Genomic DNA, 26317 nt, shown 5'->3' on the forward strand with positions numbered 1-26317 from the left:
TTACGCAAGGAAATGATCCCGTCATGATTCTGCCCTGGCTGGTCCTGATTCCCTTCATCGGCGGCCTGTTGTGCTGGCAAGCCGAACGCTTCAGCAGCGCCCTGCCCCGCTGGCTGGCATTGCTGACCATGGGTCTGGTGCTGGTCCTTAGCCTCTGGCTCTGGGTCAGTGCCGACTATTCACTGGCTGGTGTGACCGATGGTGTACCGGTCTGGACGCTGGAGTTCAAGCACGTCTGGATCGAGCGCTTCGGTATCAACCTGCACCTGGCGCTGGATGGTCTGTCGCTGCTGATGCTGATCCTCACCGGTATCCTGGGTGTGCTGTCGGTGCTGTGCTCGTGGAACGAGATCCAGCATCGCATCGGTTTCTTCCACCTCAACCTGATGTGGATTCTCGGCGGCGTGGCCGGTGTGTTCCTGGCCATGGACCTGTTCCTGTTCTTCTTCTTCTGGGAAATGATGCTGGTGCCGATGTACTTCCTCATCGCGCTCTGGGGGCACAGCGGCGAAGGCAAGAAGACCCGTATCAATGCCGCCACCAAGTTCTTCATCTTCACCCAGGCCAGCGGTCTGATCATGCTGGTGGCGATTCTCGGCCTGGTGCTGGTGAACTTCAACCAGACCGGTGTGCTCACCTTCGCCTATGACCAGTTGCTCGGACTCGAGATGCCGCCGGGGGTGGAATATATCCTGATGCTCGGCTTCTTCATTGCCTTCGCGGTGAAGTTCCCCATCGTACCGCTGCACTCCTGGCTGCCCGACGCCCACGCCCAGGCGCCGACCGCGGGCTCGGTGGACCTGGCAGGTATCCTGCTGAAGACCGCCGCCTACGGCATGCTGCGCTTCGCCCTGCCGCTGTTTCCCAACGCCTCGGTGGAGTTTGCACCGATTGCCATGACCCTGGGCCTGATCGGTATCTTCTACGGGGCGATCCTGTCCTTCGCCCAGACCGATATCAAGCGCCTGGTGGCCTATTCCAGCATCTCGCACATGGGCTTCGTGCTGATCGGCATCTATGCCAGTACCCATCTGGCCCTGCAGGGCGCGGTGGTGCAGATGGTCGCCCACGGCCTGTCGGCGGCGGCGCTGTTCATCCTCTGCGGCCAGCTGTACGAGCGCATCCATACCCGCGACATGCGCGAGATGGGCGGGCTCTGGGCGCGCCTGCCGTACCTGCCGGCGCTGAGCATGTTCTTCGCCATTGCCTCGCTGGGCATGCCGGGCACCGGTAACTTCGTCGGTGAGTTCCTGATCCTGTTCGGCAGCTTCGCCAACAACCCCTGGGTCGTGGTCATCGCCACCTTCGGCCTGGTACTGGCCTCGGCCTATTCGCTGATCATGATCCATCGCGCCTATTTCGGGGCTGAACGCTCCGGCGAAGCATTGCGCGGGCTGGATCGCCGCGAATTGCTCATGGTGCTGTCGCTGGTGGTACTGCTGGTAGGGCTCGGGCTGTACCCGCAACCGGTGCTGGATACTTCTGCGGCAAGCATGAGCGGTGTGCAGCACTGGCTCAGCGACGCTCTCTCCAACCTCGTTCCGGCCCGGTAGCAGCTTGATGGAAAATGACGCTATGCAATATACCCTGTCCCACTTCGTCGCCCTGCTGCCGCTGCTGATTGTCGGTATCACGGCCATTGTGGTCACGCTGGCCATCTCCTGGCGGCGCAAGCATGACCTGACCTTCGTACTGACCGCGCTGGGCTTGAACCTGGCCCTGCTGTCACTGATCCCGGCGCTGCAGGTAGCGCCGCTGCAAGTGACTGCCTTGATGCAGGTGGACCGCTTCGCGCTGCTGTACATGGGCATCATCCTGGTTGCAACCCTGGCCTGTGCGACCCTGGTCCATGCCTATCTGGGCAAGACCAACACCGGTGAGGGGTTTCCCGGCAATCGCGAGGAAATGTACCTGCTGATGCTGCTGTCCGCTGCCGGTGGGCTGGTGATGGTCAGCGCTTCACACCTGGCCACGCTGTTCATTGGTCTGGAGCTGCTGTCGGTCCCGATCTACGGTATGGTCGCCTACGCCTTCTTCAACAAGCGCTCACTGGAAGCCGGCATCAAGTACATGGTGCTGTCGGCGGCTGGCTCGGCTTTCCTGCTGTTCGGCATGGCCCTGGCCTATGCCGAATCCGGCAGTCTGGAGTTCGCCGCCCTGGGTGCGATCGCCGTCACCCCGATCCTGCAGATCGGCTTCGGCATGATGCTGATCGGGCTGGCCTTCAAGCTGTCGCTGGTGCCCTTCCACCTGTGGACGCCGGACGTCTATGAGGGTGCTCCGGCACCGGTATCGGCATTCCTCGCCACCGCTGCCAAGGTCGCCGTGTTTGCCGTGTTGCTGCGCCTGTATCAGGTATCTCCGGCCACCAGCGGTGGCTGGCTGAATGAATTGCTGACCGTCATCGCCATCGCCTCGATCCTGTTCGGCAACCTGCTGGCGCTGATGCAGAGCAACCTCAAGCGCCTGCTGGGTTACTCGTCGATTGCCCACTTCGGCTATCTGGTGATTGCCCTTATCGCCAGCGGCGGCCTCGCTACAGAGGCGATCGGGGTATATCTGGCCACCTATGTACTGACCACCCTCGGCGCGTTCGGTGTGGTCACGCTGATGTCCACTCCGTTCAAGGGTCGCGATGCCGACGCACTGTACGAGTATCGTGGCCTGTTCTGGCGCCGTCCGTACCTGACCGCGGTACTCGCGGTGATGATGCTGTCGCTGGCGGGCATCCCGCTGACAGCGGGCTTCATCGGCAAGTTCTATATCATCGCCGCGGGTGTCGAGTCGCAGCTGTGGTGGCTGCTGGGCGCGCTGGTGCTGGGTAGCGCCATCGGCCTGTACTACTATCTGCGGGTCATGGTCACCATGTTCCTGGTCGAACCGGGCATCCGCCGTCGCGACGCACCGCTGAACTGGGGGCAGCATGCAGGTGGGATCATGCTGCTGCTGATGGCGCTGTTGGTATTCGTCCTTGGCGTGTATCCGCAGCCGTTGCTGGAGCTGGTGCAGAACGCTACGCTTGCTACCCTGTAACGGAACAAGGTCCCGGCAAGCCGGGACCTTGTTCATCTGCTGGATCGATTTTACCCGCGGTACGGTCAATACTTGATCCATCCGCTATCTGGACAGCGGGCCTGGTTCGCGACGTCCGAAGAACTGAAAAAAGGATACCTCTCATGCAACGCATTCCCCTGATCATCGCCACTGGTCTGCTGGCCCTCGTCGGCAGCGCCCATGGCAGCAGCTTCATCGGCACCACCGATGCCATCGGTGGGTCCCTGGTCAACACTATTGACGCGACCAGTGATGCGACTTCCGGCAACAACAAGGTGGTGCTGGAAGCCCGCGAGGATGCGGCCAGCTTCGTCGGCAGCGATGGCCACCTGCGCAGTGCCCGCCTCGAAGCCGCCCTGCTGCACATTCGCCAGTCCAATCCCGAGCTGGAAGCAACCGACATGCAACTGGCCGAGGCGATTCTCGCACTGTGATGCATGTTTGAGGTCAATGCCCGTTATCCGATAGCTGCAGCGGTCGACCAGCTTGGGTAGGGTACTGTCCATTGCAGGCCGCCTGCTGTGTATCGGGATGCTGCTGGGTAGCCCCCTCGCCCAGGCAGAGCTGCAGCTGGTACTGGACCAGCGCAAGCTCACTCCCAGCCAGGCACGCGCCAGCCAGACACTGCTCGCTGAGGCTACCGCGCTTTTGCCACCCTCGCTGGTGGAGCAGATGAACCTCAGGGTGCCGGTGCGCTGGAGCGAGCGGCTATCAGAGCCGGTGTTCGGGCGAGCCACCCCTGGTGGCGCGCTGGAGTTGAACCGGCTCTGGCTGGCGGACCTCAGCGCCGGGCGTGACGGCCGTTTTCCGCAGGGGCGCCAACACGGTACCCTGCGCCAGGAGTTGCTGGCCACCCTGGTACACGAGATCACCCATCTGTATGACCGAGGCCGCCATTGGAACACTGAGCAGCGCTCGCTCTTGCAGCAATGCCGCAGCCGTTATCGAACCCAGGGTGAGGTCGGCCTGCCCTCGCAGTGCCGCGGCCAGACCGAGCGCCGCTTTACCCTGAGCGACGATCCGCGTTTCCTCGACCTGGCCGGTTGGCCCCAACAAATCGGGCGCCGGGGGGCGCGCGAGCCCACCAATCACCAGACCTACCGCAGCCCGGACAACTACGAGTTGCACAGCCCCGGGGAATACCTGGCGGTCAATTTCGAGTACTTCCTGCTCGATCCGCAATACTCCTGTCGACGTCCGGCCCTGCATGCCTATTTCACGGATCATTTCGGCTGGGCACCGCCGCAGGCGGCAGATTGTCCCAACGAAGTCCCATACCTGTATGCCGGCCTGGATGCACAGCGCCCGGCCCTTGGCTGGCTGGACCCGGAACGCATCTATGCAGTGCATTACCTGCTGGCTGAAGCCAATGAGCAATGGGCCAGCCGCTGGGGCCACAGCATGCTGCGGCTGGTGATCTGTGCGCCCGGCCGCACGCCCGGCCCCGACTGCCTGCTGGACCTGGACCACCATCTGGTGCTGTCCTTCCGCGCCTTTGTCGATGACCTGCAACTGTCCAGCTGGGATGGCTTGATCGGCAACTACCCCTCACGGCTGTTCATGCTGCCGCTACAGAAGGTGGTCGACGAGTATACCCGGCTCGAACTCCGCAGCCTCAGCTCGGTACCGCTGCGACTGGACGAACAGGCGCGCCGCCAACTGGCCCAACAGGCTGCCGCCCTGCACTGGAGCTATGACGGCACCTATTACTTCATCAGCAACAACTGCGCCGTGGAAACGCTGAAGCTGCTACGCAGCGGCAGCGCCCTTCCCCAGTTGCACGACTTGGACAGCCTTACCCCCAACGGCCTGCTTGAGGTTCTCCACGCGCGCGGGCTGGCGGATCTGCAGCCGTTGCAGGACCGTCAGGCAGCGCTGCGCCAGGGTTACTATTTCGACTCCCACCGGGAACGCTACCAGCATATGTTCGAGGTAATCCGCAGCAACCTGCAGATACCCACTGAACATATCGAGGACTGGCTGGCCAGCCCCGCCGAGCAGCGGCAGAGCTGGTTCGCCAGCGCAGACACCCGATCCACCGCAGCCCTGCTGGTGCTGGAAGAAGCCATTCGGCGTCGCCAGATGCTGCTGATTCAGCAGGATCTCAAGCAACGGTTCCTGTCTGCAGATGCCCCACCGGAGCTCACCGAAGTCGCCCAACTGGCACAGGGATTGATGAGCGCCAGCAGCTTTCTGAGCCGTCCCGGGGAGCTGTTGAGCGAAGGCTACGGCCTGCCACAGCCGCAGGAATCGCAGCGTTTTCTCGAGCTCGCCGGTGCCAGACAGCAGGCGCTGCTGGCCACAGCCGATGATGTGGAGCAGCGCCTGCTAGCACTGATCAATCCGCAACAGCGCCAGCAACTGGACGCCACGAGCGACAACATCAGTCTACTGGCCCAGCAATTGCGGCGGTTGCATGAAGAAGCCGGTGGGATTCAACTGCCCTGAATAGCTGGATTGGCGGCACCATTCAAAGCGGGTCGCTTCTATCGGGGATGTCCGGTTCATCATGCCCTTTCGGTATGGTTCCCGGCGGCTGCGCCCTGGGCCGCGGCACCATATCCGGCGCTTCCTCCGGCGCCTGCTGCGGCACCTCATCCGGTCCCGGTGGCTCCGTGGGTGAAGGTTCCGGAGGCGTGCCTGGATTGGGTCCCTGGCCGGGATCCTGCCCCGGCACCGGATCATGCGGCCCTTGCGGGCGATCAAGTGGATCGATACTCATGACTGACCTCCTGGAGAACCTGAATGGCTCTCTTGATTGGAGGTGGCGCCGGGATGATGGTTCAGATTGGCAGTCTGCTTCGTCAGTAGAAAGTTCTTGTTCCGGCGATATGATGTGTGTAACATTCTGAATCTCTTGGAATTATGGTCGGATTCAGTTCCATCATGCAGGCCATTTTCAAGTTTTAGGTGCCAGCCAGCCCGGATGGCGAAACTGGTAGACGCAAGGGACTTAAAATCCCTCGGTGGCAACACCGTGCCGGTTCGATTCCGGCTCCGGGCACCATTTAGATCAGCGATTCATCATTCGTATCTCACAAGTTCGACAAGCCGGAACTTGTGCCCCCTCTTTCCTGCACCAGCCTTCCCGTTGGGACAATATCCTCTGTATTGACTTGAGCTTAGCGGCCGTCGACCGAGTACTTGCCCGGCCCAGTCACCACCAGCAGCAATAGCCCGCCAACAATGCTGATGTTCTTGAAGAACTGGGTCATGTTCGCGCCTCTCTCCGGATCAACCATCGTCCAGTACTGGTGCCCGATCAATGCGGTACCCAGCACGAACAGTGCGTAAAGCAAGGCAACAGGCCGCGTATAGAAACCGATGATCAGCAGTATCGCGGCCAGGATCTCCATGACCACCGCGACAGCCGCGGCCACAGCGGGCAGCGGTGCGCCCAGAGAGGCCATATAGGCGACGGTACCGCTGAACCCCGTCAGTTTGGGCCAGCCCGAGAGAAGGAACAGCACCATCAGCAGAATACGGGCCAGTAGAATGACTTCATTGCGCTGATTGCCGAGCAGGGTATATCTCATGGTATGCACCTTCAGGGAGTTTCCATTGAGATTAGCTCACAATGTACGCTGCACCAGCCCGGAAGAGTCGCCCTAACCCAGAAGCAAAAAGCCCCGCAGCCCCCTATTTAAACGGGCTCGACCTACCCTGCATATAGGCAATGCCGAGCCCGCTGGCGATGATCATGCCGATGCCGAGCATCGCACCAAGGTCAGGTGCTTGATCGAAGGCGATGAAGCCGACAAGCCCTGCAAAGACGATCTGGCCATAGGTAAAGGGGGCCAAGGTTGCCGCGCTGGCAAAGCGATACGCATTGGTCAGTAACAGATGACCCAGCGTTGTTACGCATCCAAGGCCGACCATTAACCCTACGTCCGTTACGGTAGGCGTGCGCCAGTTGAAGATCACCAGAACGCTCAGTACCGTTGCTCCCACCAGACTTGCGAGGAAATTGCTGGTCACCGGGTGATCGGTACCGGCAAGACGGCGGGTAAGTAATTGGTAAACCGTGAACGACAGTGCAGCACCAAACGGCAACAGTATCGCCGGAGTAAACAAGGAACTGCCGGGGCGGACGATAAGCATCACACCCAGCAGACTGAAAACCACCGCAGCCCATTGGCTGCGATTGATATGCTCCCCGAGCAGCGCCGACGCCACAGTCACCATTAGCGGTGCCAAAAAAATCACCGCTGTCGCTTCGGCCAGAGGAATGTAGCGCAGGCCACTAATGAACAGAATGCTCACCGCAACGAGACTCACCCCGCGTAGCAATTGTGGCCAGGGGCGCAGGGTAACGAACACGCGGCGCCCCATGCGTGGCGTAAAAAGCGCCACCATCAGTACCGTCTGCACCAGATAGCGCACCCACACAACAAGTATGACGGGATACAGCTGCGTCAGGTATTTTGACAGACCATCATTAATGGCCAATAACAGCCCTGCCGCCAGAATCAACAGGGCGCCGAGCAACGGCTGATGTGAGTTATTCAAGGAAGGAACACCGGTATGATAGGCAGCAGCTTAAGGCCTGCGATTGAGCTTTGCATGGGCAACCATGGGGCAGAGGCCATAAAGGTGCTAGGGATTATTTCTTTCTGGAGAATTACGAATAGGCAAATGATCGACCGAACCCGGAAAGCAAAAATCCCTGCAGACCTGGAGGTCTGCAGGGATTTAATACTGGAGGCCGAGGTCGGAATCGAACCGGCGTTCACGGATTTGCAATCCGCTGCATGACCACTCTGCCACCCGGCCTCTAACTGGGCTGTTGAGCCGCGAACGCAGCACAACGAAATTGGAGCGGGAAACGAGACTCGAACTCGCGACCCCGACCTTGGCAAGGTCGTGCTCTACCAACTGAGCTATTCCCGCTTTGGAACGGCGCCTATTCTATCGTGCTGCGGCGCCCTGTCAAGTCATTGATTCGAAAAGTTTATCTATTATTTTCTTCGCCGGCGTCAGGGCGCAGATGCGGCCAGGCAGCGCGCAGATATACCACCATGGACCACAGGGTCAGTACGGCGGAAATCATCAGCAGTACATAGCCCAGAATGACCCAGCTGCCCATCGGTACTGCGGGATTGGCCAGCAGCACCACCAGCGCCACCATCTGCGCGGTGGTCTTGTACTTGCCCAGGTTCGACACTGCCACCTGCGAGCGGGCACCGATCTCGGCCATCCATTCGCGCAACGCGGAAATCACGATCTCGCGTCCGATGATGACGACTGCCGGAGCGGTGACCCAGAAGTTGCCATGGCTCTGAACCAGCAGGATCAGTGCCACGGCAACCATCAGTTTATCGGCTACGGGATCGAGAAAGGCGCCGAAGGGCGTACTCTGCTCCCATTTACGTGCCAGGTAGCCATCCAGCCAGTCGGTGATGCTGGCCAGGGTAAACACCACGGCGGCGGCGAGATAGCTCCAGTGAAAAGGCAGGTAGTACAGCAGGATGAAGATGGGGATCAGCGCGACCCGCATCAGGGTAAGGATATTGGGAATGTTCATGACGTCTCTGGGAACGGGTTTTGTCAGCATTCTAGTCGCTATGCAGAGCAGTATAAATCTGTTCCGCCAGTTTTTTGCTGATGCCGGGTACTTTGGCGATTTCCGCGCCACTGGCGCGGGTCAGTTCCTGGAGGCCGCCGAAGTGCTTGAGCAGCTCCCTGCGGCGCTTCGGGCCGACGCCGTCTATGCCTTCCAGGGTCGAGGTGTTGCGTGTCTTGCCCCGGCGCTGGCGATGGCCGGTAATGGCGAAGCGGTGCGCCTCGTCACGGATATGCTGGATCAGGTGCAGTGCCGGTGAGTGGCCGGGCAGCACCAGTTCGTTGTGCGGATCGTTGAGATACAGGGTTTCCAGTCCCGCCTTGCGGGTGACGCCCTTGGCTACGCCAAGCAGCGTCAGGTCATGGATGGCCAGCTCCTGCAACACCTCGCGGGCCATCTTCATCTGCCCCTTGCCACCGTCGACCAGGAGAATGTCCGGCATCTTGCCTTCACCGTCACGCAGTTTGGTGAAGCGCCGCATCAGCGCCTGGTGCATTGCCGCATAGTCATCGCCAGCGGTCACCCCTTCGATGTTGTATCGGCGGTAGTCGCTTTTCAAGGGGCCTTCCGGGCCGAATACCACGCAGGAGGCCACCGTGGACTCGCCACTGGTATGGCTGATGTCGTAGCACTCCAGCCGCGTAGGCATTTCCTCAAGCCCCAATGCCTCCTGCAGCGCCTCGAAGCGTGCCTGTACGTTCTGTCGGTTGCTGAGCATGGAGGCCAGCGCCTGTTCGGCATTGGTGACCGCCATGCTCTGCCAGCGGCTGCGCGTGCCACGCACCTTGTGACTGAAACTCACCGAAAAACCACGTGCCTGCGCGAGTGCATCAGCGATGACCGGCAGGTCGTCATGCACGGCATTGACGATGATCTCGCCGGGCAGTTCCCGCTCGGCACCGCCCAGGTAGTATTGCGGCAGGAAGGCGGCCAGCACCTCGCCGGGGCTCTGCTCGATCGGCACCCGTGGAAAATGGTTACGACTGCCCAGCACCCTGCCCTGCCTGACCATGATCACGTGCACACAAGCGCCACCGGGCAGTACTGCGGCGGCGACAATATCCACGTTGCCGTATTCGGTATCGATGTTCTGCTGGTCCTGCACCCGGCGCAGTTGACTGATCTGATCGCGCAGCTCCGCTGCACGCTCGAACTCCAGATTCTGTGCTGCCGTCTCCATCGCCTGGTTCAGCTCGTCGGTCAGGGCATTGCTGCGCCCTTCGAGGAACATGACCGAATGGCGCACGTCCTCGGCGTACTCCTCTTCGCTGACGAAGCCGACGCAGGGCGCCTTGCAACGCTTGATCTGATATTGCAGGCAAGGCCGGGTGCGGTTGCGAAAATAACTGTCCTCGCACTGGCGGACCTTGAAGGTCTTCTGCAGCAGTCCCAGACTTTCACGAATCGCGCCAGCGCTGGGGTATGGGCCGAAATAGCGCCCCTTGGCCTTCTTCGAGCCCCGGTGCAAACCCAACCTTGGGTAGGCATCGAGACTGGAGAGATACACGTAGGGATAGGACTTATCGTCCCGCAGAAGGATGTTGTAGGGTGGTCGCGATACCTTGATCAGGCTCTGCTCGAGCAGCAGCGCTTCGGTCTCGTTGGCGGTGATGGTGGTATCTATATGCTGGATACGCGCCACCAGTGCCGCGGTCTTTGGACTCAGGCCGGATTTGCGGAAGTAGCTGGACAGTCGCTTCTTGAGGTTGTTCGCCTTACCGACATACAGCAGGTCACCCTTGGCATCAAACATCCGGTAGACACCGGGTTTGGCGGTAACGGCAGACAGGAAGGCGGAAGCGTCAAAATGCGTTGCGTTCATACCTGATCTAGGGAGGCGTCGATCATGCCATGACGCACTGCCAGCAGGGTGAGCTCGACATCACTGGTAATGCCGAGCTTCTCGAAGATACGGTATCGATAGGTGTTCACTGTCTTGGGACTGAGATGCAGCTTTTCGGAAATGCCCTGTACCTTTTCACAGCCGACGATCATCAATGCAATCTGCATTTCCCGCTCCGACAGGGCATCGAAGGGGCCGGCATTGCCTGGTTCATACATCCGCGCCAGCAGTAGCTGGGCGATATCCGGACTGATGTGGCGCTGACCGGCGGCGACCTTGCGGATGGCGCTGACCATTTCTTCCAGCGCTGCTCCCTTGGTGACGTAGCCCACTGCTCCAGCCTGCATCAGCCGAGTCGGGAAAGGCTCCTCGTCACAGACCGTCACGGCGATGACGCGGATGCTGCGGTCATGCTGCAGCAACTTGCGCGTTGCTTCGAGGCCACCGATGCCGGGCATACGCACATCCATCAGAACAACATCCGGCTTCAACGCCCGGGCCTGGGTGATGGCTGATTCGCCGCTGTCCGCTTCGCCGACAATCGACAGACCCGGCACATCACTGAGCATGCGGGTGATACCCATACGCACCAGATCATGGTCGTCAACCACCAATACCTTGATCAATTCCAACCCCTTTCGTGAGCACAACGGGCAATAGAATACAGCCTGCAACATCTCGCAATGGCGTCACGATAGCAAATCGGTGGTTTTTGTGGAATCTATCACATTTTATGTGCGACGCACCTCGCACCTGCTGGCTCCTCCAGTAGCGCTGCCAATTCGTCCAGGCAGCCAGGGTCTTCGATGGTCGAAGGAACCACCCAGGCCTCGCCGCGCACCATCTGCCGCAGGATGCGCCGCAGAATCTTGCCGGAGCGCGTCTTTGGCAAGCGAGTGACGATCAGGGTCCGCTGGTAACAGGCCAGAGCGCCGATCTCCTCGCGCAGCAATGCCGACAACTGCTCGTTCAATTGGTCCAACTGCGCGACGGCATCGTTCTTCAGCACAACCAAGCCCATCGGCAATTCACCCTTGATGGCGTCAGGCACCCCGATGACCGCACACTCGGCCACCGCTGGGTGGGAACCTATGACCTCCTCCATCTCCCCGGTGGACAGGCGGTGGCCTGCGACGTTGATGATATCGTCGGTGCGCCCCATGATGAAGACGTAGCCGTCCGCATCCACATAACCCGCATCCCCCGTCTGGTAATAACCGGGAAACTGACTCAGATAGCCGGCACGCAGGCGCTCGGGGTTGCCCCAGATGGAGGTCAGGCACCCCGGCGGCAGCGGCAGGCGGATGACGATATTGCCCTGATTGCCCGCTGTCACTGGCCGTGCTTCATCATCGAGAATATCCAGCAGATAGCCGGGCAACGGGAAGGTCGCCGAGCCGGGGCGCACCTGCTCGAGCCCATAGCCCACCGGATTGGCTGCAATCGCCCAACCGGTTTCGGTCTGCCACCAATGGTCCAGTACCGGCCGCTGAATATGCTCCTGGAGCCAGGTCCAGGTAGGCGGATCGAGGCGCTCACCGGCCAGATACAGGCGCTCCAGCCGGCGCAGGTCATATTGCCTGGCCAGGGCTGCCTGTGGGTCTTCCTTGCGTATGGCGCGGAAGGCGGTGGGCGCAGTGAACAGGGCCTTGACCCCGTACTCGGCACAGACTCGCCATACTGCACCGGCATCCGGGGTGCGTACCGGCTTGCCTTCGAACATCACCGTGGTGCAGCCGCTCAGCAGCGGTCCATAGACAATATAGGAATGGCCAACCACCCAGCCGACATCCGACGCAGCCCAGAACACCTCGCCCGGCTGCATGCCATACACCGCATTCATGCTGTAACGCATGGCCACGGCGTGGCCGCCATGATCACGCACCACGCCCTTGGGTTTGCCGGTAGTGCCCGAGGTATACAGGATATACAGTGGGTGGGTAGCGGCAACGGGTACCGCTTCGGCGGGCTTGGCACGGTCCACCTGCTCCTGCCAGTCCAGATCCCGTCCCGCTTGCATGGCGGCGACAGCCTGCGGGCGCTGCAGCACCACGCAATGGCGCACCTGGTGCGTGGCCCGGGCGATAGCCTGGTCGACCAGCGGCTTGTATTCAATTATCCGGTCGATCTCGATGCCGCATGAGGCGGTCAGGATGATATCGGCCTGGGCATCGTCGATGCGCACTGCCAGTTCATTGGCGGCGAAGCCGCCAAATACCACGCAGTGCACCGCCCCGATGCGTGCGCAGGCGAGCATCGCAACGATGGCCTGGGGCACCATGGGCATGTAGATGATTACCCTATCGCCCTGCTGTACCTGCAAGTCACGCAGCATACCGGCACACTGGCTGACCTGATGGTGCAGTTCGCTGTAGCTGATACGCGCCTTGCTCGCCGTCACCGGCGAGTCGTAGATGATCGCGGTCTGCTCGCCACGACCGTCTTCGATATGGGCATCGAGCGCCAGCCAGGCGGTGTTCAACTTGCCATCAGGAAACCATTCGACCAGGCCATCAGCGGTGGCAGAGGGCCTGCTGGTGACGGTTGGCGCGGTGTGCCATTTGAGCTGGACGGCTTGCTCGGCCCAGAACTGATCGGGATCGCAGGCAGCCTGTTGCCAGGCATGCTGATAGGTCGACGAAGTGGACATGCTGGACTCCTTTTTTGTTATACCCCCAGACTAGTCCAACCGTATTCAAACAAAACTAGACTTATGTCGGGGCCGCGGCTCCTGACAGCACTACACTTACGTCGGATTGGCAGACAGTGACAACTGCGCTGAACTGTCCTTTTCACGAGGCGCCCATGAGCAGAGACGACTCCTTCGATCAGATCGGCAAAACGGCGGTGAAGCAGAATATTCACGGCACCCTGAGCTTTCTGCTCGGCCACCCACCGTTCAACCAGATGGAAACCAACCACCTGGCGTGGATGGTGGAGCAGTGCCAGCTGCGCTTCTACGCCCAGGGCGACAGCATCATCCGGCCGCAGGATGGGACCGTGCAGCATTTTCATATCGTCAAGCAGGGGCGCGTGCGCGGCGAACGCCTGCTCACCGGCCAAGCGACCCCCGACACCACCTTCGAAATCAGCGTCGGTGAATGCTTTCCGTTGGCGGCCCTGGTCGGCGATCGGGCCACGCGCACCGAACATATCGCTGGCGAGGACAGCTTCTGCCTGCTGCTGCACCGCGATGATTTCCGGAAGCTGGTCAGCATGTCCCCGGAATTCCGCGATTTCGCTCTGCGCGGTGTCAGCAGCCTGCTGGAACAGGTCAACCAGCAGGTGCAGCGCCAGGCCGCCGAAATGGTGGGCGCCCAGTACTCGCTGGATACTCCGCTGGCCAAGATCGCCCTCCGCCAGCCCATCACCTGTTCACCGGACACACCTATCGGCACCGCAGTGAGGCTCATGCACGAGGCCAGCGTCGGCAGCATCATCATCACCGATGCCCAGTCCACCCCGCAGGGCATTTTCACCCTGCGCGACCTGCGGCGGATCGTGGCCGAAGGCGAAACCGACCTGCAGCAGGCCATGTCCGCGGTAATGACGCCCTCCCCCCGTCGCCTGCCCTCGTCGGCCAGCGCCTTTGACGCGGCCATCAGCATGACCCGCGAGCATATCGGGCATATCTGCGTGATGAACGGCCGGCAGTTGGCCGGCGTGGTCTCGGAGCGCGACCTGTTCTCCCTGCAACGAGTGGATCTGGTGCACCTGGCGCGCACTATCAGCCAGGCCGTGGACATAGCGGCCCTCGTCTCGCTGCGAGTGGACATCCACCGCCTGGTGGACAACATGCTGGCCCATGGCGCCTCTGCCGCCCAGGTGACTCACATCATTACCCTGCTCAACGACCACACTACCTGTCGGGTGATCGAGCTGTGCCTGCGCGAGCATGGCGATCCGGGCATTGCCTTCACCTGGCTATGCTTCGGCAGCGAAGCCCGCCGCGAACAGACGCTGAAGACCGACCAGGACAACGGCATCCTGTTCGAGGCGGACACCGATGAGCAGGCGCAGCAGCTCCGTCAGCAGCTGTTGCCGCTGGCGCGGCGGATCAATCAGGCGCTGGCCGAGTGCGGCTTCACCCTGTGCAAGGGTGATATCATGGCCGGCAATCCCGAGCTGTGCCTTTCGCGCCGGGAATGGCACAAGCGCTTTGCCCAGTGTATCCGTACTGCCACGCCGGAGAACCTGCTGGCCTCCTCGATCTTCTTTGATTTCCGGGTAGTCTGGGGCGAGCCCGATGGGGCTGAGGAGCTGTTCCAGTCCGTGCTGAAGATGGTCGCCGACAACCCTACCTTCCAGCACCTGCTGGCGCGGAATGCACTGGCCAACCGGCCACCACTCGGTTTCTTCCGCACCTTCGTGGTCTCGGGCAGCGGCCAGGAGAAACATACTCTGGACCTTAAGATCCAGGGGCTCACGCCCTTTGTCGATGGTGCTCGCATTCTGGCCCTGGCCAATGGCATCAGCGACACCAGCACCGTCAGGCGGCTGCAGCAGCTCAAGCAGCGCGGCGTGATCAACGCGCTGGACGCCGACGCTTACGAGGAGGCCTACCAATACATCCAGTTGCTGCGCATGCAGCAACACCAGTACCAGGAGCGCAAGCAGCGCCCATTCAGCAATCGGGTCGACCCTGACACCCTGAACCATCTGGATCAGCGCATACTCCGGGAGTCCTTCCGTCAGGCCCAGCGCCTGCAGTCCAGCCTTGCCCTGAGATACCAGCTGTGAAACTGCGCAGCCTGTTCGGTCGCCCCGCCCTTCGCCTGGCCCAGCGGGCCAACCTGCCTGAGCCACAACCGCTTGATAGCACGCCGCTCGGCCGCGCGCGTCTGGTGGTGCTGGACCTGGAGACCAGCGGCCTGGATACCCAGCGCGATGACATCCTGTCCATTGGCGCCGTCGCCATCGACGCCGGCGTACTGAACATGGCAGATCAATTCGAATGCACGCTGTACCAACCCGAGCACCGCGCCAATCAATCCACACTGCTGCATGAAATCGCCCCCAGTCATATCCAGTCAGGGCGTGCCGCCGATGCGGCACTGTCCGATTTCATGACTTTTGCCGGCCGCAGTGTGTTGCTCGCCTTCCATGCCGGTTTCGATCAACGCATGCTGGCCCGCGGTCTGCGCAGAGATCTGCACTACCGCTTGCAGCACCGTTTTCTGGATGTGGCGGAAATGGCTCCCATGCTGTTTCCCGAGGCAGCCGAACGCTGCTCCTCCCTGGATGACTGGCAGCATTACTTTCATCTGGCCAACAGCGAGCGCCACAACGCGGCCGCAGATGCCCAGGCCACGGCGGAGATACTGCTGATTTTGCTGAACCGCCTGGCCAAACAGGGCACTAATACTCTGGCGGAGCTGAACAATCGCCTGTCCTTGTGGCGACGATTGCAGCATACCCGCTCGGGTCGGTTGTAACGGCAGCGGCTGCCTCCTCATGCCCGGCGGGAAACACAGCCACAAAATGACTGATCAGTCTTTCGCCGACGATTACGTTTTTTAACGTAAATTACACCCAATTTCCAACCGATATCATGGCGCCATCGGGATATTCCTGCTAGTTTGCGCGCCCTAACAAATCAACAGGAGCAGCTTGATGATCAAACACGCCTGGTTCAAGACCACCCTTGCAGTAGCAGTCGCCAGCGCCTCGTGCCAACTGATGGCGAACGGTTTGGCCATCAACGAACAAAGCGTCAGCAGCATGGGTACCGGCTTTGCCGGCCGCTCTTCGTCTGCCCAGGATGCCAGTACCGTATTCGGCAACCCGGCTGGCATGTCGCGCCTGGAGCGCGCGGAGGTCAGTGGGGGCCTGGCTGCAATCAAGGCCAATACCGATATCAGCAATGCCAGCTCACCTGTTGTCGGGACGAACAAGGGTGACATTGCTCCCGAGGCAGCGGTGCCCTTCGGCTATTACGTACGCCCGCTGAACGATAAATGGCATGTCGGCGTGGGCTTCTACGTCCCCTTCGGTGTGATCAGCGATTACGAGAGCAACTTTCAGGGTCGTGACCTCGGCCTGTACAGCAAGGTGCAGGTAATGACCCTGCAACCGACCCTGAGCTACAAGATCAATGATCGCGTCGCCATCGGCTTCGGCCCCACCATCAACAAGATCGATGGCAAGCTGACCAGTAATCCCCTCGCGAGCATGGGCTCTCCTGCGGAAGTCAACATCAAGGGCGATGACATCGGCTACGGCTTCAACCTGGGCGTGTTGGTCGATGTCACCGACCGCCTGGCCTGGGGCCTGACCTATCACTCGAAAGTCGACTACGAGCTGGACGGCCGGGTGCGTGCCACAGGCTTCCCTGCGCAGATGCCGGTCGATGGTAGCTACAGCGCAACACTGGACTTCACTTCACCGGAATCGGCGGATACCTCCGTCACCTACAAGGCCAACGACAAGTGGACCCTGTACGGTGGTGCAACCTGGACCCGCTGGAGTCGGCTCAAGGAGATCCATGCGGTCAACAATGGCCCGCTCGACCCCAGGGAAGAGCTGAACTGGGAGGACACCTGGTCCTACGCCATTGGCATGGCCTACCAGGTAAACCCGACATGGGTACTGCGTGGCGGTTTCACCCTCGACGAGTCGCCCACCAGCAACGCCGACCGCACCGTGCGCATCCCGGTCAGCAATCGCAAGATCGTGTCTCTGGGTGCCGGCTGGAACATCAACCGGGATTGGACCATGGACTTCGCCTATGCCTATCTGCGCGAGAGCAAGGGAAGTGTGAGCCAGGTCAATCATTCAACCGGTACCCAGTACTCCGCCGACTACCGCAACAGCGCCCATGGCGCTGGTGTACAGTTGACTCACCGTTTCTGATCAGCAGAACCGCAAAACAGAACGCCCCGGCCTGACCGGGGCGTTCTGTTTCCATACTGTCTGTTTCAGTGTTCAGTGTGCAATGGCCCCTCCCGCCCCACGAGGCACGCGAATATCCTCGATCAAGTGCTGGATATCCTCCGGCGGCGCCTTGGTCACCGAGGCCACGGCAACCGAGACCACGAAGTTCAGGATCATCCCCAGACTACCAATGCCCTCCGGAGATATACCGAACCACCAATGTTCGGCATTATCGAACTCGGGGCTGATGAACTTGAAGAACACGATATAGCTGAAGGTAAAGATCAGACCAACGGCCATACCCGCGATAGCGCCCTCCTTGTTCATCTTCTTGGAGAAAATACCCATCACGATCACCGGGAAGAAGGAGGCCGCCGCCAGGCCAAAGGCAAAGGCCACCACCTGTGCCACGAAGGCCGGTGGATAGATGCCGAACAGGCCGGCGACAATCACCGCCACCCCGGCGGCAATCCTCGCTGCCAACAGCTCGCCCTTCTCACTGATATCCTTCTTGAAGTTGCTTTTCAGCAAGTCATGGGATATCGAGGTCGAGATCACCAACAGCAACCCTGCCGCGGTAGACAACGCTGCAGCCAGGCCGCCAGCAGCGATCAGGGCGACAACCCAGCCCGGCAGGTTGGCGATCTCGGGGTTGGCCAAGACGATGATATCGCGGTCGACATACAGCTCGGTCTCGTCCGCCGTCGGGGCATTGCTTACCAGGCGCTCATTGTGCTCGCCACGCTCATTGGTGAACTGCGGCGCACCGGCAAAGGGCGCACCAGCACCGTACTGGATGATGCCGTCGCCATTCTTGTCCTGCCAGGCGATAAGACCTGCATTCTCCCAGGTCTTGAGCCACTGTGGCGCCTGCTCATAGCTCACACCGGGAATGCTGGTAAGCAAGTTCGTCCGGGCAAAGGCAGCCACAGCCGGCGCGGTGGTATAGAGGATTGCAATGAACAATAACGCATAACCTGCTGATTTTCTTGCATCTCTCACTGTCGGCGTAGTAAAGAAACGAACGATGACATGCGGCAGCCCAGCGGTACCGACCATCAGCGCCAGGGTGATGGCGAACACATCAATGGTGGACTTGGTACCATCGGTGTAGGCAGTGAAGCCCAGCTCCGCTCCCAAGCCATTGAGTCGATCCAGGACCGACGTATCCGTACCGCTGACCGTGCTGCCGAAACCCAGTTGGGGAATGGGATTGCCGGTGATCAGGATGGAGATGTAGATGGCTGGCACCATGTAGGCAAAGATCATCACGCAATACTGCGCCACCTGGGTATAGGTGATGCCCTTCATGCCGCCCAGAACGGAGTAGAAGAACACGATCGCCATACCGATGATCACGCCCATGTTGATATCGATTTCCAGATAGCGGGAGAACACGATGCCGACACCACGCATCTGCCCTGCCACATAGGTGAAGGAAATGAAGATCACACAGATCACCGCCACTACCCGTGCCGTTTGTGAGTAGTACCGCGTACCGACGAATTCAGGCACCGTATAGCGACCGAACTTGCGCAGATAGGGCGCCAGGCACATTGCCAGCAGCACATAGCCTCCGGTCCAGCCCATCAGGTATACACTGCCATCGTAGCCAGTGAACGAGATGATGCCAGCCATGGAGATGAAGGATGCCGCCGACATCCAGTCGGCACCGGTAGCCATGCCATTGGCGACCGGATGCACCCCCTTGCTGGCGACATAGTATTCACTGGTACTGCCAGCCCGGGTCCAGATGGCGATACCGATGTACAAAGCAAACGTGGCGCCAACCACCAGGTAAATCAGCGTTGTGGTTTCCATATGCAAGACTCCTGATGGTTATTCTTCGTGGAGGTCATACTTGCGATCAAGCGTGTTCATCCTCAGCACGTAAACCAGGATGAGCAGCAGAAAACCGTAGATGGAGCCCTGCTGGGCAAACCAGAAACCAAGGGGAAAACCGAAGAACTGGATATGGTTGAGCAGATCGACAAACAGAATGCCGGCACCGAAGGACACGACGAACCAGATGGTCAGCAAGATCAGCATCAACCGCAGGTTCTCTTTCCAGTAGGCTCGGGCTGCGTCTTCTTTGGATAAAGACATGTGCATCTCCTATTGTTGTTCTTATGTTGCAAATGTTGCCTATGTGTTGCAGATAAAAAACTAGCAGGTGATTTGCCAGAACGAGACTACGACTTTGGTATAAAAATACAAAAAAGGCGCCGAACGGCGCCTTTTCCTCAACTGTCTCTGTCACTACTGTCAGTCGCGCAGCAGATTCCCATCAGGGTCGATAACCTGCTGGTGGGAGTAGTCGCTGCGCAGCGGCAGACCCACCGTTCCCATTTTGCTGAAGTAGTCCACCAGACTCTGGGTATACAGCAGGAAGGTGTTGACATTGCGCCCATCGGCCGTCACCAGGCCAAGGGTGTCGTAGCCATCGCGACCCTCGGCAATGAAGTCGTTGGTCACCATCACATAGGTCTGCGCCGGGTCGATCGCAGTCCAACTGCCCTCTTCGCTTCGCACCTGCACATTGCTGAAGCGGTTACCTCTGGCCTGGGACATATCCAGATCCCAGCGCAGCCCTGCCGCATAGGGTTGGGAGCCATCGGAGCCAATGTCGTCAAGATGATTGGCAACGGCGTCCTCCAACGCCGCTGCCACCTCGGCTCCGGTGATATCCAGCTCCACCAGTACGTTGGTGAATGGCAGCATGATAGCGGCAGTATTGAAGGTAATCTCCCCTGCCGGCATTGGCACCCTTACCCCGCCGGCATTCTGCAGCGCAAAGTCGGCACGCAGACTGGCATCCAGAAAGGCCTCGGCAACCAATTGAGCCGCGTCACTGCCCCTGGCCAACTGGTTGGCATCCTCGCAGCCAGGTGTGCCCGCGCTACGGTTGGTAGCCTCCCCCGGCACCCGCACCAGGCAGAATGAGTCCAGCGCGGTACCGATCTGCTCGGCTTTCTTGTCGTCGATCTGGCCCTTGTACTGTTCCAGTATTGCCTGTGCCTGTGGGTCCGGCTGGACGACCACAATCTCCGGCATGGTATCCAGCTGCGCCAGCAGCTCCGTGGTCTCCGTGCCGCTCAGCACGACCTCGGTGCCATCGACGGTACGCGAGAAGCTGTCGCCAATCACCAGTGAAGCCTGCCCCTCGCAACTGGCAACAGAACCATCAGCCTCGAAATTGACGGTCATCCTGCCGAAGACCTTCGAGTACTCCCAGGCCTGACCGATACAGACGGTGTCACCATCCCTGTTGCTGGTTACGGTCGGATAAGGCCCCGCGGAGGAAAAGCCGACACTCTGGAAGTCCCCCAGCAGGGTATGGGAGTCACCGCCGATGATCACATCTACACCGCTCAGTTGCGCAGCCATCGCCTTGTCATTCTCGTAGCCCTGATGCGTCAGCAATACGATGTGCTCGACATTGTCGGCCTGCAGTTCATCGATGGCATTCTGCGCTGCAGTGACCTCGTTCTCGAACACCGTCGTTGGCAGCGGGCGTGAGGAGTTCTGCGTTTTACCGGTGATGTCGATACCGACGATGCCCACCCGGACCCCGTCGACTTCCTTGATCACATAGGGCTTGATGTAGTCATCCTGCGCAGACGGTGCCAATGGAGTGCCAATCTCAGGCTTGACGTTGGCCGCCAGCACAGGAGTATCACAGGCACCACTGTTGAGATAATCGAGGAACGTCACCAATCCCTCGTCCCCACCGTCAAACTCATGATTGCCCAGCGCGAAGGCATCGAAGCAGACCGTGTTCATCAGATCCGCATCAGCCTCTCCCTGGTAGAAGGTGTAGTACAGGGTACCGGTGATGGCATCACCGGCATGCAGCTTCAGCAGGTTCGGCGTCTGCGCCTCGGCCTCGGCAAACAGACGGGTAATACGCGGAAAGCCGCCCAGCTCGACCATCGTCTGCTGGCCATTGAACTCCATTACCGTGCCCGCAAACGGCTCAAGATTGGAATGATGATCGTTGATGTGGGCGATATTCAGCACCAATGGGTCGGTACCGACCTGCTCATCATCATCGTCACTGCCGCTATTGCAGGCAGCCAGCGACACACAGGTCGCCAGCAGGGTAAGAACGGTCCACTGGGTATGACGCATAACGGGGCTTCCCTGATAAGTGATAGGCACTTAACACTAGGAGCCCCGCATGACGTCTCGATGACGGTGAAAAAACATCCGATTAAGGATCAGTGACGCCTCAATATCCTGTACTGTCCGAGACGGTCATCACACCCCGGACCAACCGGTTACTGGTCCAGATCCATGCCGGATCCGGGTGCTGGCGTGGTTTCGTTGGTATCGGCCGGGATACCCGGCTGCGGCATGTTGTTCTGTGGTTCTGCCGAAGGTGGCATGGCGTCGCCCTCATCGATACGGTCGCCCTCATCCGGACCGCAGCCGGCAAGCATCAAGGCAAAGGCGGGCACCAGCAAGTACGTCAGTCGCATACAAAGATTCCTTATAAGTAAGTTGCCCGAATTTTGACAGGAACGACTGGATTTAGTGCCGCTTGCAGTCCGCTGGATATTACCCTCTGCGCCAAGCTGGCCGGTTGACTGCCGGCTCGGCGCTTACATCGGACAAGGAAACCGTGATGGCACCTGGGTTGCCCCCAGAAACAACAAAGCCCCGAAATACGGGGCTTTGAGAATAGGAAGTGGCGGAGGGACAGGGATTCGAACCCTGGGAAGGCTTTCACCTTCGCCGGTTTTCAAGACCGGTGCATTCAACCGCTCTGCCATCCCTCCACGGCGGGCAATACTACCGGAAACTCCTGCGCAGTCAATGGATTAATGACGCATCAGGTAACGTTTTTTCCAATTGCCGGTTTTGATCACCAAGGGTTAGCAGGTATGATCTGGAATCAGAAAGGATCGTCCGTATTGCAACCACTGGAGCCATGAACCATGCAAATGCAAGAACGCCATAATACGCTGCAACATGCCGGTGTGAGCGAAGCCGAAGTCAGCAAGTTGTTTCGCAACACCTACTCTCTGCTGGCCATGACCCTGGCATTCAGTGCCCTGGTCGCATTCGTGTCGATGAGTCTGAACCTGCCTCGTCCCGGCCTGATCGTCACGCTGGTGGGCTTTTATGGGCTGCTGTTCGGTATCCACAAGACCCGCAACTCGGGCTGGGGCCTGGTACTGGCTTTCGCCCTGACCGGCTTCATGGGCTATACCCTAGGCCCGTTGCTGAATTACTACCTCTCATTGAATAATGGCGGCCAGCTGGTCAGCATGGCTCTGGGCATGACCGCCATGGTGTTCTTCGGCCTATCCGCCTATGCGATTCTGACCCGCAAGGACTTCAGCTTCCTGTCCGGCTTCATCATGGCCGGCTTCGTCGTTCTGCTATGCGCGGTGGTAGCCAGCTTCTTCGTTCAGATGAGCGGTCTGCACCTGGCCATTTCCGCAGGCTTTGTATTGTTTTCCTCAGCGGTCATTCTGTATCAGACCAGTGCCATCATCCATGGCGGCGAAGACAACTACATCATGGCCACCATCACCCTGTTCGTGTCGATCTACAATCTGTTCCTGAGCCTGCTGCAACTGCTCGGTGTTTTCAGCAACGACTGACTCAGCGGTATTGGTTATACTCCGGAGGCTCGTCACATGGCGGGCCTCCCCTGTTTTTACTGGTCAAATCCATGAATTTTGCCATCGCCCTGTTAGCCGGACCGCAAGACCCAGCGGCCCGAAGTGCGCTTGAGTTCGCCCGCGCCGTGCTGTCTTCCGGCCACCAGATCAGCCGCCTGTTCTTCTATCGTGATGCAGTGCATCTGGCCTCACAACTGGGCGTACAACCCCAGGATGAAAGCGACATCGCCGCCGAATGGCGTCAGTTCATCGCCGAGCATCAGCTTGATGCAGTGGTGTGCATCGCTGCTGCGCTGCGCCGCGGGGTTCTCGACGAGGCAGAGGCCAGGCGCTGGAGTCGGCCGGTAGCCAATATCTCTGCCCCCTGGGCGTTGTCCGGCCTCGGCCAATGGGTCGATGCCCTGCAGAGCGCTGACCGCGCCGTCACCTTTGGGACCTGACATGAAAAGCCTGTTGATCATCAGCCGCCACCCACCAGCACGCCAACCAGCGCGAGAAGCGCTGGATGTCGCGCTCGCTGCCGCGGCCTTTGGTGTGCCCTGCGGCATTCTGTTCATGGACGATGGCGTATTCCAGTTGATGAAAGGTCAGGATGCCGCCCAGATCAAGCAGAAGTCCCTGGCCGCCAACCTCCAGGCTCTACCCCTGTTCGGGGTCGAGGATGTCCTGGTGTGCCAGCATTCCCTTGGCGAACGGGGCCTGCAGGCGAATCAATGCATGCTGGATGCCCAAGTGGTCAATAATGCGGAGATCGCCACCTTGCTCGAACACTATGATCAGATCGTTACGCTCTGAACTACAGGACGGATGACCACCATGCTGCATATCCTGCGTCACTCCCCCCACTCCGAATCGCGCTTCGCCAGTTGCCTGCGCGCTGTCAATGCCAACCAGAGCCTGCTGCTGATCGAGGATGCCGTGTATGGCCTGCTGCCTGGCACCAGCACGCGCAACGCCTTGGAGTACCTTCCGGCCAGCGTGAACCTGTATGCCATGGAAGCCGATCTGCAGGCACGTGGCCTGGCCCTGGATGACCTGTCTTCGCGTATCAGGGTGGTCAACTACGCCATGATGGTGGCGCTCTGCGCAGAACATGCCAAGGTGGTGAGCTGGTGAATACGCTGAAGGTGGACGGCCGGGATATCGAACTGGATGATGACGGTTTTCTGCTCGACCTGGCCGACTGGTCCGATGCCGTCGCCATCGCCCTGGCCGAGCAGGAAGGGCTGAGCTTGAATGAGGCGCACTTCGAGGTAATCCATGCCCTGCGCCAGTTCCACGCCCAATACCAGTTGTCGCCGGCCATGCGCCCCCTGGTGAAATATATCGGTCAGCAACTCGGCAAGGACAAGGGCAGCAGCCTGTACCTCCTTTCACTGTTTCCAGGCAGCCCGGCCAAACTTGCCAGCAAGCTGGCCGGGCTGCCCAAACCTGACAACTGCCTCTAATAACATGACTCACAGGTTGCCATGGACTACGTGCACAGCATTCTCGGCTGGACTTTCGCGGGGTTTTACTGGCTGCTGACCGCCTCGGTCACCATCCGCATCATCGCTCTGCGCCGCCCGGTCAGCGTGACACTGGCCTGGTTGCTGATCATCTACATCCTCCCCATTGTCGGCGCGGCCCTGTATCTGCTCATCGGCGAACTGAATCTGGGGCGCAAGCGTGCCGCACGATCAGGCGAAATGGTCGAACCCTATCTGACCAACCTGACCACCAAGTTCCAGGACAACAGCTGTCCACTTCCCGGTGGCGACCTGAGCCTGGCGATCAACCGGCTGATGACCACTCAGGTAGGCATCGGCGCGCTGAACTACGGTGAACTGGAGGTGCTCAACGCACCCCAGCAGATATTCGAACGGTTGATCGAGGATATCCGCAACGCCAGGCAGAGCGTGGTGCTGGAAACCTACATATGGCACCCCGGTGGGCTGGTGGACCAGCTTACCGCCGAGCTGATCGCAGCCAGGCAGCGCGGGGTTACCGTCAAGCTACTGATCGACCATGCTGGCAGCCGCCGCTTTTTCCGTTCAGCCTGGTGCAAATCCATGCGTGAGGAAGGCATCCAGGTTGTTGCCGCCCTGCCCGTGCGATTGTTTCGGGCACTCGCACAACGCATCGACCTGCGGTTGCATCGCAAGCTATTGGTGATCGACGACCAGATAGCCTATACCGGGTCGATGAACATGGCGGATCCCGCCTACTTCAAGGTCGAAGCCCAGGTTGGCCAATGGGTCGATATGATGCTCCGCCTGGAAGGTGAAGCTGCCGCAGGGCTGGCGAAGGTGTTCGCCTGGGACTGGGAAGTGGAAACGGGTGAACGCTGTTTTCCCAGCGTCATCGAGCCCTCCGGCCTGCCGCGCCATTGGCTGTCGATCATCCCTTCCGGCCCAGGCCTGGGTGACCTCATCAACCAGACGGTGCTAGCCAGCATCTACCGCGCGAATAAGAGCATCACCATCAGTACGCCCTACTTCGTACCATCGGAATCGGTGCTGGAAGCCCTGTGTCAGGCCGCCAATCGCGGGGTTCAGGTCAAGCTGCTGCTACCACGCAAGAACGATTCGCTGATGGTCGGCTGGGCCAGCCGCTCCTATTTCGATCTGCTGCAGGAGTCCGGGGTACAGATTCTGCTGTTTGATGGCGGCCTGCTGCATACCAAGGCCATGTTGATGGATGATCAACTGGCCCTGGTGGGCAGTGTCAACCTGGATATCCGCAGCTTCCAGCTCAATTTCGAGCTCACCGTGGCGCTGTTCACCCCTGAAAGCTGCACTGCTATTGGCGAACTGCTACGCAGCTACGAAGCCGGTAGTGAGCTTCTCCAGCCAGAGCGCTGGGCCCAGCGCAGCAAGCCTGCCCGGGTGCTGGAGCGGTTGATGTTCTTCATGAGCCCACTGCTCTAAGCCGGCGCTCACCGTCACGACCAGCACTCTCTAGTAGTTCCTCAGCTGGGCCTCTCCAGCGCGGGGTGTGGCGCACCTGTGCCATGCTTGATATCTTGAGCGCGTTATCGAGTTCCACTCCTTACTCAGGCTCACCACAGGCGTACTCCCATCGTGGAGTGTAGTGCGCCAAGTCCGAATTCGGGATCGACACAGGGATGTACTGCCGCGCCAGGCGTAGCGCAGGCGCGCTACACCCCGCTTACCGCTCCCGGGTTGTCGAGCGCCTGTGACCTGCTCGACGACGGCGGTGCTGGCAGGACACATTGGGAGCCCAGAAAAGACAAAACCCCGATCAGTATTCTGATCGGGGTTCTGCGTTTAGCGCTTGACGATGACCTACTCTCACATGGGGAAGCCCCACACTACCATCGGCGATGCATCGTTTCACTGCTGAGTTCGG

General features: G+C 60.0%; 24 protein-coding genes and 4 tRNA genes. 14 read left to right on the forward strand and 14 right to left on the reverse strand.

The window, feature by feature from the left end; translation table 11 throughout:
- The first annotated feature begins 23 nt into the window (after positions 1-23).
- The 4 genes from nuoM to CQ007_RS17555 all read left to right on the forward strand — a co-directional run bounded on the left by nuoM (position 24) and on the right by CQ007_RS17555 (position 5502).
- Positions 24-1553 carry an NADH-quinone oxidoreductase subunit M gene (gene nuoM, locus CQ007_RS17540; RefSeq protein WP_105647138.1) on the forward strand — a complete coding sequence of 510 codons (1530 nt, stop codon included), beginning with the start codon at positions 24-26 and terminating at the stop codon, positions 1551-1553.
- 22 nt (positions 1554-1575) lie between these two features.
- Positions 1576-3033: an NADH-quinone oxidoreductase subunit NuoN gene (gene nuoN / locus CQ007_RS17545; RefSeq protein ID WP_105647139.1), complete on the forward strand. Its 1458-nt coding sequence runs from the start codon at positions 1576-1578 to the stop codon at positions 3031-3033.
- Between the two features lie 143 nt (positions 3034-3176).
- Complete coding sequence (locus tag CQ007_RS17550; RefSeq protein WP_105647140.1) at positions 3177-3488, forward strand: DUF2388 domain-containing protein; 312 nt, start codon at positions 3177-3179, stop codon at positions 3486-3488.
- Between the two features lie 97 nt (positions 3489-3585).
- Positions 3586-5502 (forward strand): DUF4105 domain-containing protein, encoded by a 1917-nt coding sequence (locus tag CQ007_RS17555; protein WP_105647159.1) that lies wholly within the window; start codon positions 3586-3588, stop codon positions 5500-5502.
- A gap of 22 nt (positions 5503-5524) precedes the next feature.
- Here the strand turns inward: CQ007_RS17555 and CQ007_RS18980 are convergent, their stop codons facing one another.
- Positions 5525-5776 (reverse strand): hypothetical protein, encoded by a 252-nt coding sequence (locus CQ007_RS18980; protein WP_158256801.1) that lies wholly within the window; start codon positions 5774-5776, stop codon positions 5525-5527.
- Between the two features lie 198 nt (positions 5777-5974).
- On the opposite strand from CQ007_RS18980, the gene CQ007_RS17565 reads away from it, so the two are divergent.
- A tRNA-Leu gene (locus tag CQ007_RS17565) sits at positions 5975-6061 on the forward strand.
- 115 nt (positions 6062-6176) lie between these two features.
- On the opposite strand, the gene CQ007_RS17570 is transcribed toward CQ007_RS17565, so the two are convergent.
- The 8 genes from CQ007_RS17570 to CQ007_RS17605 form a co-directional block, all read right to left on the reverse strand.
- Complete coding sequence (locus tag CQ007_RS17570) at positions 6177-6590, reverse strand: DoxX family protein (RefSeq protein ID WP_105647141.1); 414 nt, start codon at positions 6588-6590, stop codon at positions 6177-6179.
- Between the two features lie 103 nt (positions 6591-6693).
- The gene (locus CQ007_RS17575) at positions 6694-7563 is read right to left on the reverse strand and encodes a DMT family transporter (protein ID WP_105647142.1); all 870 of its coding nucleotides are present in this window, start codon (positions 7561-7563) and stop codon (positions 6694-6696) included.
- A 190-nt stretch (positions 7564-7753) separates the two neighbouring features.
- Positions 7754-7827: transfer RNA gene (locus CQ007_RS17580), tRNA-Cys, on the reverse strand.
- Between the two features lie 41 nt (positions 7828-7868).
- A tRNA-Gly gene (locus CQ007_RS17585) sits at positions 7869-7944 on the reverse strand.
- 61 nt (positions 7945-8005) lie between these two features.
- Positions 8006-8578, reverse strand: a complete 573-nt coding sequence (gene pgsA, locus CQ007_RS17590) for a CDP-diacylglycerol--glycerol-3-phosphate 3-phosphatidyltransferase (RefSeq protein ID WP_105647143.1) — start codon at positions 8576-8578, stop codon at positions 8006-8008.
- Between the two features lie 31 nt (positions 8579-8609).
- Entirely contained in the window at positions 8610-10439 is a 1830-nt protein-coding gene (uvrC, locus tag CQ007_RS17595) for an excinuclease ABC subunit UvrC (protein ID WP_105647144.1), read from the reverse strand.
- Positions 10436-11086, reverse strand: coding sequence for a UvrY/SirA/GacA family response regulator transcription factor (uvrY, locus tag CQ007_RS17600; RefSeq protein ID WP_105647160.1), 651 nt, complete (start codon positions 11084-11086; stop codon positions 10436-10438). The genes uvrC and uvrY overlap by 4 nt, the downstream gene beginning before the upstream one ends.
- A 98-nt stretch (positions 11087-11184) precedes the next feature.
- Positions 11185-13110 (reverse strand): acetate--CoA ligase, encoded by a 1926-nt coding sequence (locus CQ007_RS17605; RefSeq protein ID WP_105647145.1) that lies wholly within the window; start codon positions 13108-13110, stop codon positions 11185-11187.
- A 155-nt stretch (positions 13111-13265) separates the two neighbouring features.
- Here CQ007_RS17605 and CQ007_RS17610 point away from each other — a divergent pair, with 155 nt between their 5' ends.
- From CQ007_RS17610 to CQ007_RS17620, 3 genes are all read left to right on the forward strand, one after another.
- Positions 13266-15200, forward strand: coding sequence for a DUF294 nucleotidyltransferase-like domain-containing protein (locus CQ007_RS17610; RefSeq protein WP_105647146.1), 1935 nt, complete (start codon positions 13266-13268; stop codon positions 15198-15200).
- Positions 15197-15895, forward strand: coding sequence for a PolC-type DNA polymerase III (locus tag CQ007_RS17615; protein ID WP_105647147.1), 699 nt, complete (start codon positions 15197-15199; stop codon positions 15893-15895). Before CQ007_RS17610 ends, CQ007_RS17615 begins: the two co-directional genes overlap by 4 nt.
- 181 nt (positions 15896-16076) lie before the next feature.
- Positions 16077-17312, forward strand: a complete 1236-nt coding sequence (locus tag CQ007_RS17620; protein WP_177424394.1) for an OmpP1/FadL family transporter — start codon at positions 16077-16079, stop codon at positions 17310-17312.
- A gap of 72 nt (positions 17313-17384) precedes the next feature.
- Here the strand turns inward: CQ007_RS17620 and CQ007_RS17625 are convergent, their stop codons facing one another.
- From CQ007_RS17625 to CQ007_RS17645, 5 genes are all read right to left on the reverse strand, one after another.
- Positions 17385-19154 (reverse strand): sodium:solute symporter family protein, encoded by a 1770-nt coding sequence (locus CQ007_RS17625; protein WP_105647149.1) that lies wholly within the window; start codon positions 19152-19154, stop codon positions 17385-17387.
- An 18-nt stretch (positions 19155-19172) separates the two neighbouring features.
- Positions 19173-19439 carry a DUF4212 domain-containing protein gene (locus tag CQ007_RS17630; RefSeq protein WP_105647150.1) on the reverse strand — a complete coding sequence of 89 codons (267 nt, stop codon included), beginning with the start codon at positions 19437-19439 and terminating at the stop codon, positions 19173-19175.
- Positions 19440-19598: 159 nt separating this feature from the next.
- Positions 19599-21464, reverse strand: a complete 1866-nt coding sequence (locus tag CQ007_RS17635) for a bifunctional UDP-sugar hydrolase/5'-nucleotidase (protein WP_105647151.1) — start codon at positions 21462-21464, stop codon at positions 19599-19601.
- A 149-nt stretch (positions 21465-21613) separates the two neighbouring features.
- Entirely contained in the window at positions 21614-21814 is a 201-nt protein-coding gene (locus tag CQ007_RS17640) for a hypothetical protein (protein ID WP_105647152.1), read from the reverse strand.
- Positions 21815-22024: 210 nt separating this feature from the next.
- Positions 22025-22114, reverse strand: a tRNA-Ser gene (locus CQ007_RS17645).
- A 165-nt stretch (positions 22115-22279) separates the two neighbouring features.
- Between CQ007_RS17645 and CQ007_RS17650 the strand changes: the two genes are divergently transcribed.
- The 6 genes from CQ007_RS17650 (at position 22280) to cls (ending at position 25875) form a co-directional block, all read left to right on the forward strand.
- The gene (locus tag CQ007_RS17650; RefSeq protein WP_105647153.1) at positions 22280-22945 is read left to right on the forward strand and encodes a Bax inhibitor-1/YccA family protein; all 666 of its coding nucleotides are present in this window, start codon (positions 22280-22282) and stop codon (positions 22943-22945) included.
- Between the two features lie 71 nt (positions 22946-23016).
- The gene (tusD, locus tag CQ007_RS17655) at positions 23017-23406 is read left to right on the forward strand and encodes a sulfurtransferase complex subunit TusD (protein ID WP_105647154.1); all 390 of its coding nucleotides are present in this window, start codon (positions 23017-23019) and stop codon (positions 23404-23406) included.
- Between the two features lies 1 nt (position 23407).
- Positions 23408-23761 carry a sulfurtransferase complex subunit TusC gene (gene tusC, locus CQ007_RS17660; protein ID WP_105647155.1) on the forward strand — a complete coding sequence of 118 codons (354 nt, stop codon included), beginning with the start codon at positions 23408-23410 and terminating at the stop codon, positions 23759-23761.
- Positions 23762-23782: 21 nt separating this feature from the next.
- The gene (tusB, locus tag CQ007_RS17665) at positions 23783-24082 is read left to right on the forward strand and encodes a sulfurtransferase complex subunit TusB (protein WP_256582329.1); all 300 of its coding nucleotides are present in this window, start codon (positions 23783-23785) and stop codon (positions 24080-24082) included.
- Entirely contained in the window at positions 24079-24414 is a 336-nt protein-coding gene (locus CQ007_RS17670; RefSeq protein ID WP_105647157.1) for a TusE/DsrC/DsvC family sulfur relay protein, read from the forward strand. The genes tusB and CQ007_RS17670 overlap by 4 nt, the downstream gene beginning before the upstream one ends.
- Before the next feature lie 21 nt (positions 24415-24435).
- Positions 24436-25875, forward strand: a complete 1440-nt coding sequence (cls, locus tag CQ007_RS17675) for a cardiolipin synthase (protein ID WP_105647158.1) — start codon at positions 24436-24438, stop codon at positions 25873-25875.
- Positions 25876-26317: the final 442 nt, after the last annotated feature.

The organism is Pseudomonas sp. MYb185 (genome assembly GCF_002979975.1).
Lineage (GTDB): Bacteria > Pseudomonadota > Gammaproteobacteria > Pseudomonadales > Pseudomonadaceae > Halopseudomonas.

Coding starts and splice junctions, on each gene's coding strand:
- cls (WP_105647158.1), top strand. CDS start 24,436: ATGGACTACGTGCACAGCATTCTCGGCTGGACTTTCGCGGGGTTTTAC.
- CQ007_RS17635 (WP_105647151.1), bottom strand. CDS start 21,464: ATGCGTCATACCCAGTGGACCGTTCTTACCCTGCTGGCGACCTGTGTG.
- tusC (WP_105647155.1), top strand. CDS start 23,408: ATGAAAAGCCTGTTGATCATCAGCCGCCACCCACCAGCACGCCAACCA.
- CQ007_RS17570 (WP_105647141.1), bottom strand. CDS start 6,590: ATGAGATATACCCTGCTCGGCAATCAGCGCAATGAAGTCATTCTACTG.
- CQ007_RS17640 (WP_105647152.1), bottom strand. CDS start 21,814: ATGCGACTGACGTACTTGCTGGTGCCCGCCTTTGCCTTGATGCTTGCC.
- CQ007_RS17625 (WP_105647149.1), bottom strand. CDS start 19,154: ATGGAAACCACAACGCTGATTTACCTGGTGGTTGGCGCCACGTTTGCT.
- nuoN (WP_105647139.1), top strand. CDS start 1,576: ATGCAATATACCCTGTCCCACTTCGTCGCCCTGCTGCCGCTGCTGATT.
- CQ007_RS17650 (WP_105647153.1), top strand. CDS start 22,280: ATGCAAGAACGCCATAATACGCTGCAACATGCCGGTGTGAGCGAAGCC.
- CQ007_RS17610 (WP_105647146.1), top strand. CDS start 13,266: ATGAGCAGAGACGACTCCTTCGATCAGATCGGCAAAACGGCGGTGAAG.
- pgsA (WP_105647143.1), bottom strand. CDS start 8,578: ATGAACATTCCCAATATCCTTACCCTGATGCGGGTCGCGCTGATCCCC.
- CQ007_RS17555 (WP_105647159.1), top strand. CDS start 3,586: ATGCTGCTGGGTAGCCCCCTCGCCCAGGCAGAGCTGCAGCTGGTACTG.
- tusD (WP_105647154.1), top strand. CDS start 23,017: ATGAATTTTGCCATCGCCCTGTTAGCCGGACCGCAAGACCCAGCGGCC.
- uvrC (WP_105647144.1), bottom strand. CDS start 10,439: ATGAACGCAACGCATTTTGACGCTTCCGCCTTCCTGTCTGCCGTTACC.
- CQ007_RS17550 (WP_105647140.1), top strand. CDS start 3,177: ATGCAACGCATTCCCCTGATCATCGCCACTGGTCTGCTGGCCCTCGTC.
- CQ007_RS17605 (WP_105647145.1), bottom strand. CDS start 13,110: ATGTCCACTTCGTCGACCTATCAGCATGCCTGGCAACAGGCTGCCTGC.
- nuoM (WP_105647138.1), top strand. CDS start 24: ATGATTCTGCCCTGGCTGGTCCTGATTCCCTTCATCGGCGGCCTGTTG.
- CQ007_RS18980 (WP_158256801.1), bottom strand. CDS start 5,776: ATGAGTATCGATCCACTTGATCGCCCGCAAGGGCCGCATGATCCGGTG.
- CQ007_RS17630 (WP_105647150.1), bottom strand. CDS start 19,439: ATGTCTTTATCCAAAGAAGACGCAGCCCGAGCCTACTGGAAAGAGAAC.
- tusB (WP_256582329.1), top strand. CDS start 23,783: ATGCTGCATATCCTGCGTCACTCCCCCCACTCCGAATCGCGCTTCGCC.